Below are 15,035 nucleotides of genomic sequence, written 5' to 3' on the forward strand. Positions count from 1 at the left end.
GGTTGGCTTGACCAACTGCACTGCTCCACATGGAAAAGGATGAGACATGAGCGATGATTCACGCCGTGATGAAACGGATGCGCCTCTCGGCGCAACTAGTGATCAGCCGCAGGATCGCTGGACCCAGGGGCCGGAAGTGGCGCCCCGCCAGCACGCATCGACAACGGCCGGAGCCGCAGGCGACAGTGCCGAAACGCTTCGCGAGCGTCAGCGGCTGGCACAAATCGAGATGATGGATCGCTGGGTAGGCGGTGTGCTTACCGAGCAGCGTCGCTCGCGTCGCTGGAAGCTGTTTTTCCGCTTGCTGCTGTTACTGGTCGTACTGCTGCTGGTGGCAAGCGTGGTGTACAACCTGTACTGGTCGGACCCTGCCGACGCGCCGCCTGCGCAGCGTCACCTGGCGGTTATCGAGGTCAACGGTGTGATTGCCAGCGATTCACCGGCGAATGCCGAGCGGATCATCAAGGGCCTTGAGCGTGCCTCGGCATCGGACAGCGCCGCTGCCATCGTGCTGCACATCGATAGCCCCGGCGGCAGCCCCGTCCAGTCCCAGCGCATCTATGCGGAAATCATGCGGCTGCGTGAGCACAGCGATAAGCCCATTCTGGCAGTGATCGAGGATATCGGAGCCAGCGGGGCGTACTACATCGCCTCAGCCGCCGACCAGATCATTGCATCCCGGGCAAGCCTGGTGGGCTCCATCGGGGTCATCTACGCAGGTTTTGGTTTCCAGGACGCCATCAGTCAGATTGGCGTCGAACGTCGGGTAATGACAGCGGGAGAGAACAAGGCATTTCTGGATCCTTTTCAGCCGCTTGATGAAGACGCCGCGGCCTTCTGGCAGGGCGTGCTGACGCAGACCCATCAGCAGTTCATCGACGATGTGCGCGCCGGGCGTGGTGATCGGCTGAGCACTCAGTCGGAGATCTTCTCGGGGCTTATCTGGAGTGGCGAGCAGGGGCTGGAGCTTGGTCTGGTGGATAGGCTGGCAAGTCTTGAGGAAATCGCCCGCGAAGAGGTGGGGGAGGCGAGCTGGGAGGACTATACACCGCGTCTTGATCCATTTGACCGGTTGACGCGGCGCTTTACCCAGATGGCCGCTGACGCGCTGGGCGTGAGTGCCTCAAACTCGCCGCTGCGCTATCAGGCCGAGTAGGCCTGCCACGCTAAGCGCCGAGCGGGTCCATGCCCGCTTGGCGCAGCATGTCGCAAAGGGCGATCAGTGGAAGTCCGATCAGCGAGTTGGGGTCTCGCCCTTCAAGCGCTTCAAACAGCGTGATACCTAGCCCCTCCATGCGGAAGCTGCCGGCGCTGTCCAGTGGCTGCTCCAGCGCCACGTAGCGCTCGATTTCTCGGTGGCTGAGCGTGCGAAAGAGAACATCGAAACGCTCGATATGGGTGTAGTGGCGCTGGTTGCGCGTATCGAGCAGCGCCAGGCCGGTCAGAAACGTGACCCGATTGCCCGAAAAGCGGGCGAGATTGGCGCAGGCGCGCTCGCAGGTGTGGGGCTTGCCAAGGATCTCGCCTTCAAACAGCGCAATCTGATCCGAGCCGATGATGCAGTGCTGTGGATAGTGCTCGGCCACCGCGTTGGCCTTGCCAAGTGCCAGCCTGTGCACCAGAGCGTCAGGTGTTTCATTGGCTTTTGGGGTCTCGTCGATATCCGGCGAGTGGCACTGATAGGGCAGGTGCAGGCGGTCGAGCAGCGCTTTTCGAAAGCGGGAGCTTGAAGCGAGCACCAGCGAAGCGTCTGGGGTAAGCGGCACGCGATGTCTCCTGGATGGTCTGGAATCAGAAACGAGTGTAGCGAAAGCTGGCCGTCATGCCTATTCAGCCGCTTTTACGCGAGAAACCATGAAGAAATGTGTCGATGGCTTTGACACCAGCAGGGGGAGTGCCTATCATTGCGCGCCTATGTTGACCTCACAACTCCCCAGCCGGGTTGAGCCTTATAAGCTTGCAGCCCGCCGCGAACGACTAGAGGGCCTAGTGGCGCTTGATAAGCTGCCACGCCTTGCCGAAGAGGCAGGGGACCAGACCGGCGACTGTCATGTCGTACTGGAATTTGGTGTAGATGCCCAAGGTCGGCGCGAAATTCGTGGCCATTTGCAAGCGACACTGGCGTTGGCCTGTCGTCGCTGCCTGGTGCCGCTGAGCCAAGACGTGTCCAGTGATTTCCTGCTTGGAATGATCAGTGACGAAGCCTTGGCTGCCGAGCTGCCTGCCAGCCATGAGCCGGTGCTGGTGGAAAATGAACAGCTGGACCTGCTGACGGTCATCGAGGATGAGCTTATCCTTAGCCTGCCGCAGGTGGTCTACCACGATGAGGCTGAATGCCATGTCTCGGCAGATCAGCTGGTCAGCAAGACAGACGGCGAGGCACAAGAAGCGAAGCCGGCCACGAACCCTTTCGCGGTGCTCAATGTCTTGAAAGGCAAAGACGCTTTGAAGGGCAAGAAGTAAGCACCATTACCTAACATACCCTGGAGTAAACACCCATGGCAGTTCAACAGAACCGTAAAACTCGTTCCAAGCGCGGTATGCGTCGTAGCCACGATGCGCTGAGCGCTCCGACCCTGTCTCAGGACAAGGAAACCGGCACGACTCACCTGCGTCACCACGTGGCGTCCGATGGTTTCTATCGTGGTCGCAAGGTAGTTGAGGTATAAGCCTTAACTATTCGACAAGGCGGCCAGGTAGGGTGGGTGCTCCGTGCGCCTAGCGATTGATGTGATGGGGGGTGACCAAGGTCCCCGTGCCGTTATCGAAGGCTCTGCAAGAGCAGTGATGGAGCACCCTGATCTCGAGCTGACTCTATTTGGTCCGCATCAGCAAGTTATTGCTGAGATTTCACGCTTGCCGCAGCCTCTGGCTGCGGCAACGTCACGTTTGGCGGTAAGTGATGCGCCGTTGAGTATCTCGCAGACGTCAAGCGCCGCGTGGGCGTTGCGCCACGCTCAGGCCAGCAGCATGGCGTGCATGCTGCAAAGCCTGAAAGATGGCGAGGCGGTTGCAGGTGTCAGTGCGGGCAATACGGCCGCGCTGGTTGCGCTTTCCCGGCGAGCGCTGGGAACGCTGCCAGGTGTATCCCGTCCGGCCATCAGTACCGCCATTCCGGCGCGCCATGGGCGGCGCTGTTATCTGCTGGATCTGGGTGCCAACGTGGACTCGCCAGCCCATCGACTGGTCGATTTTGCCGTAATGGGTGCGGCCATGGCGCAATGCGTTGATGAGGTAGCGTTACCCAGGGTTGCCCTGCTTAACGTAGGGTCGGAGGCGACCAAGGGCAGTGCCAGCGTACGGGAAGCCGACCGTCTGCTGCGCGAATCTCCCATGACCTCGGCCTTTTCTTATCAAGGGTATGCCGAAGGGGGTGATCTGTTCGATGGTGGTCTTGATGTAGTCGTGTGCGATGGTTTTGTTGGCAATGCGGTTCTCAAGGCAAGCGAAGGTTTGACCCGTATGCTGGTCGAGCGTGTGCAGATGGCGTTTGAATCTCGCCTGAGCGGGCGTCTGGCAAGCCTACTGGCCAAGCCTGTGTTGCGGTATCTCAAGCAGGAGCTGAACCCCGTGCGGTATAACGGCGCGAGTCTGCTGGGCTTGCAGGGCATCGTGGTAAAAAGCCATGGTGGTGCCCAGGCGGAGGGATTCTACTACGCCATTCAGCGTGCGCTGAGTGAAGTGGAGCACAACCTGCCTGTGCGAATGGCGGCCCGCTGGCAGCGCCGCTAGCAACAGATGCGTCTATCTTTCATGGGGTCGATATTCAGCGGGCGCCAGTAACGGCGCCGGCAATTTTTGCGGGTTATGAAAGGCAGCAGGATGTGCCGATAACCACGCCTATCGCTCAAATGAGCAAACGCCTACAAGAGCAAAGGTGAACGACATGTCTCAACCCCTTGCCCTCATTTTTCCCGGGCAAGGCTCTCAGCAGCTTGGAATGCTGCGAGAGCTGGCCGAGCGCTATAGTGTGGTGGGAACAACATTTGAGGAAGCGTCGGATGCACTCGGTTACGACTTGTGGAAAGTCGTGCAGGAGGGTCCTGAAGCGGCGCTGAACGCAACCGCCTGTACCCAGCCTGCGCTGCTTTCTGCTAGTGTTGCCATCTGGCGAGTATGGCAAGAGCTCGAGGGGCCGCGGCCTACCGTCATGGCCGGCCACAGCCTGGGCGAGTACAGCGCCATGGTGTGTGCTGGTGTCATGAGCTTTGCTGAAGGCGTACAGCTTGTCCGCCTGCGCGGTGAAGCCATGCAGGAAGCGGTGCCGGCGGGTGAAGGCGCCATGGCGGCAATTCTGGGGCTGGAAGACGCTGCCGTCGAGGCGGCCTGTGCCAAGGCGGCCCAGGGCGACATCGTTTCCGCGGTCAACTATAATTCGCCAGGTCAGGTAGTGATTGCCGGCAGCAAGGCGGCGGTGGAGCGTGCGATTGCTGCCTGCCAGGAAGCGGGCGCCAAGCGCGCCATGGCGCTGCCGGTGTCGGTGCCTTCACACTGTGAACTGATGCGCCCTGCGGCCGAGCGTCTAGCCTCGGCCATGCAGGAGATCGAGCTGCGCGCGCCGCGCTATACGGTCATCCAGAATGTGGACGCCCAGGCGCATGGCGACATCGACACGCTGCGCACGCGCCTGGTCGAGCAGCTTTACAAGCCGGTACGCTGGTCGGCATGCGTTGAAGCCGTGGCGGCACAATCTGTCAACGTGTTTATCGAGTGTGGCCCTGGCAAGGTGCTGACCGGGCTTAACAAACGTATCGTTCGTGCGGCCAAGGGGCTTGCGGTAAACGACCCGGACAGCCTGGACGCAGCGCTTGAGCTGGCGCGAGAAGGGCAGGCGAATAACGCCTGATACGCTACAATTTTCGCTACTCTTGCTTATTGGTAGAATCAACGAGCAAATGGTTAAAGGCTAAACATTATGACGCAGGAACGCAGGGTTGCACTGGTAACCGGGGCCAGCCGTGGCATCGGTAGAGCGATTGCTCACGAACTGGGCCGCCAGGGGCGTATCGTGGTGGGTACCGCGACCAGCGAGTCTGGCGCTGAGAAAATCGATGCCGACCTCAAGCAGCAGGGCATCGAAGGCGCGGGTCTTTGCCTTGACGTAACCGATCAGGCGAGCATCGATGCGCTGCTCAAGACGGTTGCGGAGCGCTTTGGCGCTCCGACCATCCTGGTCAACAATGCGGGCATCACCCGCGACAATCTGCTGATGCGCATGAAAGAGGACGAGTGGGATTCGGTAATGGATACCAATCTCAAGTCTGTCTATCGTGTCAGCAAGGCGTGTCTGCGCGGTATGACAAAAGCCCGGTTTGGCCGTATTGTGTCGATCAGCTCAGTAGTGGCTACCATGGGCAATCTGGGCCAGACTAACTACGCGGCCGCCAAGGCGGGTATGGAAGGCTTCAGTCGAGCTCTTGCTCGCGAAGTGGCATCGCGTGCCATTACGGTCAATGCAGTGGCGCCAGGCTTCATTGCTACCGACATGACCGAAGCGCTGCCTGAAGCTCAGCATGAAATGCTGATGAAGCAGATCCCCTTGGCGCGCCTGGGCGGGCCGGAAGAAATTGCTGCCGCCGTAGGCTTTCTGACCAGTGACGCCGCCGGATACATTACCGGTGAGACGCTGCACGTGAATGGCGGCATGAATATGCGTTGATGGCCTTGGGCGTAGCGGTTGCGTCTGCCCAAGGGCGTCTATAAACTACCCCGCAGCTTTTGGCTTGCGGTTTCCAAATAGCTGGTTGTAAAAAACGGCTAATGTGAACGACTGGAGTACGTTGATGAGTACTATTGAAGAGCGCGTGAAGAAAGTTGTGGCCGAGCGCCTGAACGTTAAAGAAGAGGACATCCAGAACAGCTCTTCTTTCACTGAAGACCTGGGTGCTGACTCGCTTGACACCGTTGAGCTGGTAATGGCTTTGGAAGAGGAATTCGATACTGAAATTCCTGACGAAGAAGCAGAGAAGATTACCACGGTTCAAGAAGCCATCGACTACGTAAACGCCCACCAGTAAGGGCACGTTGATGCGTTGAACGAGGGTATGGTGCTAGCACCTCCCTTAAAAGCCGCCCTCTTGAAGGGCGGCTTTTTTGCTTTGCGCTTACACAATGAACATGGCGTCCATTCTCCGTTATACTAGGCGTCTAAATTTCAGTCGTAACTGACCCAGATGGGTCGAGTCACCAAGGATGCCTGGAGGAAAGCTGATGGCGCGAAGAAGGGTAGTGGTAACTGGGTTAGGCCTGGTGACCCCAGTGGGTAATAACGTGGATGAGACCTGGGCGAATATCACGGCGGGCAAGAGTGGCATAGCGCCCATCGAACATTTCGATGCCAGTGGTTTCAATACCCGGTTTGGTGGTTCGGTCAAGAATTTCGATATTAGTCCCTACCTGAATCCCAAAGATGCTCGCAAGATGGACCTGTTTATCCAGTACGGCATGGCCGCAGGTGCCCAGGCGATCCAGGATGCCGGTATCATCTGTACCGATGAGAACGCATCGCGTATTGGCGTGGCCATGGGCTCGGGTATCGGCGGTTTGCCGATGATCGAGCAGAACCATAGTGCGCTGATCAAGGGCGGTGCCCGCCGCGTGTCGCCCTTCTTTGTACCGGGTTCGATCATCAACATGATCTCAGGCAACCTGGCCATCCAGCATGGCTTCATGGGACCCAATATCGCGATCACTACCGCCTGCACCAGCGGAACGCACAATATCGGTTACAGTGCCCGTACCATTGCCTATGGCGATGCGGACGTGATGATCTGCGGTGGCGCAGAAATGGCCACCACACCGCTGGGTCTGGGTGGCTTCTCTGCCGCCCGTGCGCTGTCGACGCGCAACGACAATCCCGAAGCGGCAAGCCGCCCCTGGGATGCCGACCGCGACGGCTTCGTGCTGTCAGACGGCGCCGGTGTGCTGGTGCTTGAAGAGTATGAGCACGCCAAGGCCCGCGGCGCACACATCTATGCCGAGCTAGCTGGTTTCGGCATGAGCGATGATGCCTATCACATGACTGCACCGCCTGAAGATGGCCGCGGAGCTGCGCTCTCCATGAGTAACGCGATCAAGGATGCCCAGATGGATCCTTCCGAGGTGCATTACATCAATGCCCACGGAACCTCTACCGCGGCGGGTGACCTGGCGGAAAGTCGGGCGGTCGAGCGCGTCATGGGCAGTGCGGCAAAAAGCGTCGCCGTGAGCTCCACCAAGTCCATGATCGGTCATCTACTGGGCGCAGCTGGCGCGGTCGAGGCTGTGTTCAGCATCCTGGCCATTCGTGATCAGATCGCCCCGCCCACCATCAACCTGGATAACCCCCAGGAGGGCTGCAACCTGGATTACGTGCCGCATACTGCACGCAACATGCGTATCGATGTCGCGCTCAGCAACTCGTTCGGCTTTGGTGGTACCAACGGCTCGCTGCTGTTCAAGAAGGTATAACGCTCGATGACGCTACCCCAGGTGCCGTTTGATGATCGCGGGTTGGCGTATGGGGATGGCGTGTTCGAAACGGTGCTGCTGCGCCAGGGTAAGCCGGTGTTATGGCCTTACCACCTGGCGCGGCTGACCCGCGGCTGCCGACGGCTGGGTATTCCGGTTCCCGGGCAGCAGGCGCTTGACGCTGCCTGGCAAGAGAAACCCCAGGCGCCACTTGAAGTGCTGAAGCTCATCGTTACCCGTGGAAGCGGAGGTCGAGGATACGCATTACCCGACGCTCCGCTGCCGCGGTTGCTCATTCGCCGCACGCCTTTCGTCCCCGCCGTGAAGCGCTGGCAGGAAGGAGTGACGGTGCGGCAATGTCGCCTGCAACTTGGGCATCAGCCTCTACTGGCGGGAATCAAGCATTTGAATCGGCTGGAAAACGTGCTGGCGCGTCGCGAATGGCACTCGTCAGAGATTGCCGAAGGGCTGCTTGGCGATACGCATGACCAGCTTGTTGAGGCCACCAGCATGAACGTTTTCTGGCAACAGCAGGGGCATATCTATACCCCGCGACTGGACAAGTGCGGCGTCGCCGGCACGCTGCGCGACGCGCTGATCGAAAAAGGCGAGGTGCATGAAGCGACGCTGCCCATGACGGCACTACCCACACTCGAGCGGCTCTGGGTAGCCAACTCGGTACAAGGCGTCTGGCCCGTGACCGCGCTGGTGGATCAGGCCAATGCCCGGCTAAAAAGCTGGTCGCTCGAGGCAGTGGATGATTTTCAGTTGGCGGCCCACCGGCTGCTGGGCTATGTGGCGCAATAGGCCCTTCCGTTCTGTTGAGGTGATATGTTGAAACGGTTACTGACCGCTGTTGGTATTGTATTGATACTGGGCACGGCGGCCGCGGCAGGCGGCTATTTCTATTGGCAAAGCCGCCTGCAGGCCCCGCTGGCGCTTGAGGAGCCTGTGCTTTATCAGGTGCCTGCCGGTGCAGGCTTCAATCAGGTGGTCGGGCAGTTGGAGGCTCAGGGGATCATTGACGATGCCTGGGCCTTTCAACTGCTTGCGCGTGTGCAGCCGGAACACGTGCCCCGGCTGCGTGTCGGCGAATATCGGCTTGCGCCGGGCATGAGCGGGCTCGAGATGATTGCGCTGCTTGGCAGTAACAACGTGGTGACCTATGCGCTGACGCTGCCTGAAGGGCGCACGTTCAGCCAGCTTCGTGATCTGCTGGATAGTGCCCCCAAGCTCGAGCATCGAACGACAGGCATGAGTGATGAGGACGTCATGGCTCTGCTGGACAGGGAGGGTGTCTTTCCCGAGGGCTGGTTCTTCCCTGATACCTACCGCTATCACCTGGGCATGAGTGATGTCGACATTCTGCGCCAGGCGTTGGCGCGCATGGAGCGCATTCTCGATGAGGTCTGGGCAGAGCGCGCTGAAGACTTGAGCATCGAGTCGCCTTACGAGGCGCTGATCATGGCGTCACTCATCGAGCGCGAAACCGGTGCTCCCGAAGAGCGGCGTGAAATCGCGGGGGTGTTCAAGCGCCGCATGGAGCAGGGCATGCGCCTGCAGACCGACCCGACCGTGATCTACGGCATGGGCGAGCGTTACGAGGGGCGCATCACGCGCGCCGACCTGCGCGAGGCCACGCCCTACAATACCTATGTGATCAACGGCATGCCGCCCACGCCAATTGCCATGCCGGGCAGGGCCTCGCTCGAGGCGGCAGTAGACCCGCTGCCGGGCGATACGCTCTACTTCGTATCGCGTGGTGATGGTACGCATCATTTTTCGCGGACGCTGCGTGAGCACAACAACGCAGTGAACCGTTACATCCGCAATCGTTGATGGCAGACGTTACGTTTATGAAGTTTATCTCGACGGTGTATGCGTTGATTAAGGGCTTGCAATGACTCAACGGGGACGCTTTATTACCCTCGAAGGCGGTGAGGGCGTGGGTAAATCGACCAACCTGGCGTTCGTGGTGGCCACGCTTGAAGCGCAGGGCTTCGAAGTGGTCAGCACGCGAGAGCCCGGCGGTACGCCCCGTGCCGAAGCGATTCGCACGCTGCTGCTCGACCCTACGCCTGAAGAGGCGCTCAATACCGACGCCGAGCTGCTGCTCATGTTTGCTGCCCGCGCTCAGCATCTGGCAGAAAAGATCATGCCCGCGCTTTCACGTGGTGCCTGGGTGGTCTGTGACCGCTTCACCGATGCCACCTTTGCCTATCAGGGCGGTGGACGAGGTGTGGCATTCGAACGTATTGCCCAGCTTGAAACCTTTGTGCAGCGAGGCCTTGCGCCTGACCTGACGCTGCTGCTCGACATGCCGCTGAGTGCGGCGCAGTCACGGCTGGAGTCTCGGCTAAGTAGCCGCCAGGAGCAGCGCGACCGCTTCGAACAGGAGCAGGGTGATTTCTTCCAGGCGGTGCGTCGTGCCTATCTGGAGCGTGCCGGCGCCGAGCCGAAGCGCTTTGCACTGATCAACGCGCATCAGCCGCTCGCCGATGTACAGGCAGATATCGAGCGTGAACTTGCCAAGCGGGTGGCTGCATGGCGTTAGAGGGCGTGCTGCCCTGGCATACGGCTACCTGGCAGCAGTTGGTGCGCTTAGCCGATGAGGGGCGCATGCCTCATGCCATTTTATTGAGCGGTGCGCATGGGGTAGGCAAGCAGCAGCTGGCCGAGGCGCTGATTGCACGTACTCTGTGTACACAGCCTGGCACGTCAGCGTGCGGGCATTGCCACAGCTGTTCGATGCTGGCCTCGGGCTATCACCCGGACCTGCTGCGCGTATCGCCCGAGGAGGGCAAGCGCCAGATACGCATCGATCCCATTCGCGAAGTCAACCGCTTTGTCTCGCAGACCGCGCAACAGGGCGGTTACCGGGTTATCGTGGTATCGCCTTCGGAAAGCATGAACGTGGCGGCCGCCAATGCCTTGCTCAAGAGTCTTGAAGAGCCGGGCGCCAGAACCCTGTTTATCCTGCTTGCCGATGTGCCCTCGCGCATGCTGGCGACCATTCGTTCGCGTTGCCAGCAGTGGCCGCTTTCAAACGTGACGTTCCAAGCGTGCCGCGGATGGTTGATCGAAAGGCTGGGTAGCCAGGATGAGGCGTATTTCTGGTGGCGGGTTTCCGGCGGACTGCCGTTGTTGGCCGTTGAGTTGGCCTCGCCTGACGAGCGGGCGCTGCGTCACCAGATTCATGACTGTTTCGAACAACTGGTGCGCGGTGCAGAGCCGGTTTCCGAGGCGGCGCGGCTTGATCGCCAGGCGATTGATGCCATCCTGTGGTACGGTATCGCCTGGCTTGAAGATCTGATTCGCCTGGGCGTTTCAGGCGATGCCAAGGCGCTTCATAACCCTGATCTTGAGCCTCTCTATCGCCAGGCGGTCAAGAATGGCCGCGTTCAGGACTGGTTTCGACTGCTCGACTATGCCCGCGAGCAGCGCCGTCTTCTGGCCATGGGGGCCAATCCCAATCCGCAGCTCGTACTGGAAGCCTGGCTGGTGCGCTGGGCGGCGCTGCTGCGCTCTTAACGGCCGATAGCCGCGAGGTTGCCATGAGTGTGCAGAAAGCCTTTGCCTTGAAGATCCCGGATATTGCCACACTGCAGGCGGCTTACATGCCTTTTCTGGAGCATGGTGGCATTTTTGTACCTACCGATACGCCAAAGGCCCTGGGCAGCCAGGTGCATCTGCTGCTGACACTGCCGGGCGCACAGGCGCCCACCGAGGTCATCGGCAAGGTAGCCTGGGTTTCACCGGCCCACGGTGCCTGTGAGCGTCTGCCGGGTATCGGTATTCACTTTACGCACGATGGCGCCCTGCGCGAGCGTATCGAAGTGCTGCTGGCCGGGCAGGATATGACAGCGCCCGGCTATACGTTCTAACTTGCTACCTGCGCTGTTTTTTCATTTGCCTGTATCGAGACGTACATGTTTGTAGATTCGCACTGTCACTTGGACCGCCTGTCCGAACATACCCATCAAGGCGACGTGGCTGCCACGCTGAACGCAGCGCGAGCCGCCGATGTCAGCCAGTTTCTGGCTATCGCCGTCACGCTCGAGGAGATGCCTGGGCTTGCCGCCATTGCCCGCGAGCATAAGGACGTGGTCATCTCCGCGGGCCTTCATCCGCTGCATGCGCCTGCCCAGGAGCCCAACGTCCGCGATATTCAGGATGCCGCCGAGCAGTATGGTGCCGTGGCGATTGGCGAGACCGGGCTTGATTATCACTACCGTGATCAGGTGCCGGCCGAGGTGCAGCATGAGCGCTTCAAGCGCCACCTGATGGCCGCTCGAGAGCTTGAGCTACCCGTGGTCGTGCACACTCGGGAGGCTCGCGACGATACGTTGACACTGCTGCGTGAGTACAGCGACCCGAAGGTGGGGGGTGTGCTTCACTGCTTTACCGAAGATATGGAAATGGCACGTGAAGCGGTGCGCCTTGGCTTCTATATCTCGTTGTCGGGTATCATTACCTTCAACAATGCAGCCGAGCTGCGCGAGTTGGCAAAGCGACTCCCGCTCGACCGCCTGTTGATCGAAACCGACAGCCCCTACCTTGCTCCTGTGCCGTACCGTGGCAAGCCCAATGAGCCGGCTTGGGTAGTGGAAGTCGCTGAATGCATTGCCAAGGTGCGGGGCATCAGCGTGGATGAAGTGGCCATGCAGACCACCGCCAACTTCTATCAGCTGTTCAAGGCGGCCGCTCCGGATGCGCCGGCGCATGTTCAGCAGGCGCTGGCCCAGGCCGGGCTGGTCTAATTCTCAAGTGGCGCAAGCGTCAGGCGGGTGCGATGAATATTGATCGATTACTTCAGCAGCGTCAGGGTGCAGCCAGCATTCCTCCTCTCGAGGCGTGGCAGCCTGCGCTTTCGGGGGATATGGACATTGTCATCCAGGCCGACGGCAGCTGGCTGCATGAGGAGCAGCCGTTCGCCCGGCCTGGCATTGCTCGCCTGCTTTCCACCCTGTTGCGCCACGACCCTGAGGGTTACTGCCTGGTCACGCCGGTCGAGCGCTGGCGGATTCAGGTGGAGGACCTGCCCTTCGTGGCGGTCGAGGCAGACTACCGTGACGATGCCTGGTGGCTGACCACCCAGTTCGACGATGTAGTGCGTCTGGATGCAGAGCATCCGCTATCCATAAGTGCGACGCCCCAGCAGGAGCAGGTGCCTGCCATCGACGTGCGTCATGGGCTGGCGGCCAGGCTGCATCGCAACGTGTTCTACCAGCTGGTCGAGGCGGCAAGTGTTCAGCCCCGAGCCGATGGGCAGAGTGAAATCGGTGTCTGGAGTGCGGGAAGCTGGCATGTGCTGGGTCTGGTCGATAGTGATGATGCCCCTTCAGGCGAGGTGTCGTGAAGCTGACCGCTGAACAGCATGCCGTCGTCCATCATCGCGAAGGTCACGCTCGCGTGGCTGCGGTGGCAGGGGCGGGCAAGACCACCACCATGGCTGCTCGGGTTCTGCACCTGCTGGAAAGCGGGGTGTCACCCAAGCGCATGCTGGTGCTGATGTTCAACCGCTCGGCGCGGGATGACTTTCAACACCGGCTTGCCAGCATGGCACCAGCCGGCCAGGCGCTGCCGGGGGTGCGCACGTTTCACTCGCTGGGTCACCGGCTGACCCAGAGCCTGTGTCGCTGGGGGGCACTTGCGCCACGCCGTCTGCTCTCTGCAGACTGGCAGCTGGAGCGTCTACTGCGTCAGGCGAGTCTCAACGTGTTGCGTGAAAGCGTCGAGCGTCGCGATGCGGCCATTGAAGGTGACCGCCTGGAGGCGCTTGCGCATTTCTGTAACCTGGTCAAGGCAGAGATGGCCGCACCGGAGGCTCTCTATCAGCGGCTTGGCTATGAGCCCGATACCGACTACTTTCCTGCCGCGTTCAATGAAGCCGAGCGCATGCTTCACGCCGAGGGCTTGATGACCTATGCCGACCTGCTCTATCGGCCGCTTCAGGCCCTGGAAGCCGATAGTGCGCTACGCCGGCGGGTCGAGGGCTTTCTCGATCACGTCATCATCGATGAGTACCAGGATATCAATGCTGCCCAGCAGCGGCTTTTGGCCGTTCTTGCCGGTGAGACGGCTTCGGTCATGGCCGTTGGTGATGCCAACCAGTGTATCTATGAATGGCGCGGCGCCCGCCCGGACACCATGCTCGAGGATTTTACCGCGACGTTCGGTCAGGCGACCGACTATCCGTTGTCTACCACCTTTCGTCATGGCCATGCGCTGGCGCTGGCTGCCAACCATGCGATCGTCGCCAACCAGCGGCGGCCGGATCAGCTGTGCCTGGCCGCCGCGGGCAACCCCGATACGCGGCTTGCGGTCGGGCAGGGCAGTGGTGGGCTGCTGGATACCCTGATGGATTGGCGTGCCCAGGGGCGGGCCTTCAATCAGGCAAGCCTGCTGGTACGCAGCTGGGCGCTGTCGGTCCCGTTTCAACTGGCGCTTCTTCAGGCGGGTATACCGTTTCGCCTGCTGCGTGAAGATCGCTTCGTGTTTCGTCTGCCGCTGGTGCAGGCTCTGGTCGGCTACCTCAAGCTGTCTCGTCGGCCGGCCCTGCTGCACGACCCTGAACACCTGCTGCTGCTGCTGTCCCAGCCCACACCGTTTGTCGGGCGGGAACGCCTGCAGCGTCTCGCCCATCAACTGGCGGTGACGCAAAGCTGGCCCGAACGGCATGATCCGGTGCTGACCGAGTTGAAACCGCTGCAGCGACGTACGCTGAAAAAGCGCTGGGCACTGCTCTGCGAACTTCCAGAGTTGAGCGCCTGGCCACCAGCCAGGCTGCTTGGCCATGTGGTAGACGCCATTGATGCAGAAAAGGTCTTGAAGCGTGCGGCGGCCCGGCGTGACAAGGGCGAAGAAGATGTGCGGCTTCTGGATGTGCTGATCGAGCAGGCGCAAGGCGTTCAGGACCCGGAGGCGTTCATCGAGCTTCTGGAGCGTCCGGTCGAGAACCAGGCAGATGGCGTGCTGATCTCCACCGTGCACGGAGCCAAGGGGCTGGAGTGGCCGCTTGTCGTGGTGGCGGGAGTCAATGAAGAGGATTTTCCTCATTACAGCCGTGACACGCCACTGAGCGACGAACGGCTGGAAGAGGAGCGCAGGCTTTTCTACGTGGCCATCACCCGTGCAGAAGAACGCCTTCTCGTGCTGCACGATGGTGGAGTGCACCGACCGAGTCGCTTTATCGCGGAAAGTGCCTGGCAGGAGAGCATGCAGGTAGCCGAATGCCTGGCCAGGCCGGTGCCTTGCACTACCACGCTACGCGTGGCTTCGCCGGCCATTGTCAAACGCTATCTCGAGCGTCTGGGGCGATCCGACATCACGTTAAGCGTGCCGGAGGTTCAAGAGCCCAGAGCAAGCTACGCTGCTCACGAGCACTTCTACCCCGGCCAGCGCCTGCATCATGCGGTGTTTGGGGAGGGCGAAGTGGCCTCGGTCGAGGGTAGCCCCGCCGACCCGGTGATCGATGTGCGCTTTGCGCAGGCCGGGCGGCGGCGCCTGATTGCCCGCCGCGCGCCCATCGAGCGTCTGGACCCACCAGCGCAGCAGGCTTGACGACTGCTTGCTGCGCCAAAGGG

17 protein-coding genes are annotated in these 15,035 nt (G+C 60.7%); 16 read left to right on the top strand and 1 reads right to left on the bottom strand.

Annotated elements, in window-relative coordinates:
* The first annotated feature begins 46 nt into the window (after nucleotides 1–46).
* A complete protein-coding gene (sppA, locus tag HW452_RS04145; RefSeq protein WP_224104834.1) occupies nucleotides 47–1,156 on the top strand; it encodes a signal peptide peptidase SppA in 1,110 nt (369 codons plus the stop codon).
* Nucleotides 1,157–1,166: 10 nt separating this feature from the next.
* Here the strand turns inward: sppA and HW452_RS04150 are convergent, their stop codons facing one another.
* Entirely contained in the window at nucleotides 1,167–1,766 is a 600-nt protein-coding gene (locus tag HW452_RS04150; RefSeq protein ID WP_224104835.1) for a Maf family protein, read from the bottom strand.
* A gap of 148 nt (nucleotides 1,767–1,914) precedes the next feature.
* On the opposite strand from HW452_RS04150, the gene HW452_RS04155 reads away from it, so the two are divergent.
* The 15 genes from HW452_RS04155 to HW452_RS04225 all read left to right on the top strand — a co-directional run bounded on the left by HW452_RS04155 (nucleotide 1,915) and on the right by HW452_RS04225 (nucleotide 15,012).
* Entirely contained in the window at nucleotides 1,915–2,463 is a 549-nt protein-coding gene (locus HW452_RS04155; protein ID WP_224105085.1) for a YceD family protein, read from the top strand.
* Nucleotides 2,464–2,498: 35 nt separating this feature from the next.
* Complete coding sequence (gene rpmF / locus HW452_RS04160; protein ID WP_224104836.1) at nucleotides 2,499–2,669, top strand: 50S ribosomal protein L32; 171 nt, start codon at nucleotides 2,499–2,501, stop codon at nucleotides 2,667–2,669.
* A 43-nt stretch (nucleotides 2,670–2,712) separates the two neighbouring features.
* On the top strand, nucleotides 2,713–3,732 hold the full coding sequence (gene plsX, locus HW452_RS04165) for a phosphate acyltransferase PlsX (protein ID WP_224104837.1): 1,020 nt from the start codon (nucleotides 2,713–2,715) through the stop codon (nucleotides 3,730–3,732).
* A 154-nt stretch (nucleotides 3,733–3,886) separates the two neighbouring features.
* Nucleotides 3,887–4,846: an ACP S-malonyltransferase gene (fabD, locus tag HW452_RS04170; protein WP_224104838.1), complete on the top strand. Its 960-nt coding sequence runs from the start codon at nucleotides 3,887–3,889 to the stop codon at nucleotides 4,844–4,846.
* Nucleotides 4,847–4,915: 69 nt separating this feature from the next.
* Nucleotides 4,916–5,659, top strand: a complete 744-nt coding sequence (gene fabG / locus HW452_RS04175) for a 3-oxoacyl-ACP reductase FabG (RefSeq protein WP_224104839.1) — start codon at nucleotides 4,916–4,918, stop codon at nucleotides 5,657–5,659.
* 124 nt (nucleotides 5,660–5,783) lie between these two features.
* Nucleotides 5,784–6,017 carry an acyl carrier protein gene (gene acpP / locus HW452_RS04180; protein WP_008956801.1) on the top strand — a complete coding sequence of 78 codons (234 nt, stop codon included), beginning with the start codon at nucleotides 5,784–5,786 and terminating at the stop codon, nucleotides 6,015–6,017.
* A 193-nt stretch (nucleotides 6,018–6,210) separates the two neighbouring features.
* Nucleotides 6,211–7,449, top strand: a complete 1,239-nt coding sequence (fabF, locus tag HW452_RS04185) for a beta-ketoacyl-ACP synthase II (RefSeq protein ID WP_224104840.1) — start codon at nucleotides 6,211–6,213, stop codon at nucleotides 7,447–7,449.
* Between the two features lie 6 nt (nucleotides 7,450–7,455).
* A complete protein-coding gene (pabC, locus tag HW452_RS04190) occupies nucleotides 7,456–8,256 on the top strand; it encodes an aminodeoxychorismate lyase (RefSeq protein WP_224104841.1) in 801 nt (266 codons plus the stop codon).
* Nucleotides 8,257–8,280: 24 nt separating this feature from the next.
* Entirely contained in the window at nucleotides 8,281–9,288 is a 1,008-nt protein-coding gene (gene mltG, locus HW452_RS04195; RefSeq protein ID WP_224104842.1) for an endolytic transglycosylase MltG, read from the top strand.
* A 61-nt stretch (nucleotides 9,289–9,349) separates the two neighbouring features.
* Entirely contained in the window at nucleotides 9,350–10,003 is a 654-nt protein-coding gene (gene tmk / locus HW452_RS04200) for a dTMP kinase (protein WP_224104843.1), read from the top strand.
* On the top strand, nucleotides 9,994–10,980 hold the full coding sequence (locus HW452_RS04205; protein ID WP_224104844.1) for a DNA polymerase III subunit delta': 987 nt from the start codon (nucleotides 9,994–9,996) through the stop codon (nucleotides 10,978–10,980). Before tmk ends, HW452_RS04205 begins: the two co-directional genes overlap by 10 nt.
* Before the next feature lie 23 nt (nucleotides 10,981–11,003).
* Nucleotides 11,004–11,333, top strand: a complete 330-nt coding sequence (locus HW452_RS04210) for a PilZ domain-containing protein (RefSeq protein ID WP_224104845.1) — start codon at nucleotides 11,004–11,006, stop codon at nucleotides 11,331–11,333.
* Between the two features lie 45 nt (nucleotides 11,334–11,378).
* On the top strand, nucleotides 11,379–12,209 hold the full coding sequence (locus tag HW452_RS04215) for a TatD family hydrolase (protein ID WP_224104846.1): 831 nt from the start codon (nucleotides 11,379–11,381) through the stop codon (nucleotides 12,207–12,209).
* Nucleotides 12,210–12,241: 32 nt separating this feature from the next.
* A complete protein-coding gene (locus tag HW452_RS04220) occupies nucleotides 12,242–12,808 on the top strand; it encodes a DUF1285 domain-containing protein (RefSeq protein ID WP_224104847.1) in 567 nt (188 codons plus the stop codon).
* Entirely contained in the window at nucleotides 12,805–15,012 is a 2,208-nt protein-coding gene (locus HW452_RS04225) for an ATP-dependent helicase (protein ID WP_224104848.1), read from the top strand. Before HW452_RS04220 ends, HW452_RS04225 begins: the two co-directional genes overlap by 4 nt.
* Nucleotides 15,013–15,035: the final 23 nt, after the last annotated feature.

The organism is Vreelandella aquamarina (assembly GCF_020075495.1).
GTDB lineage: Bacteria > Pseudomonadota > Gammaproteobacteria > Pseudomonadales > Halomonadaceae > Vreelandella > Vreelandella aquamarina_A.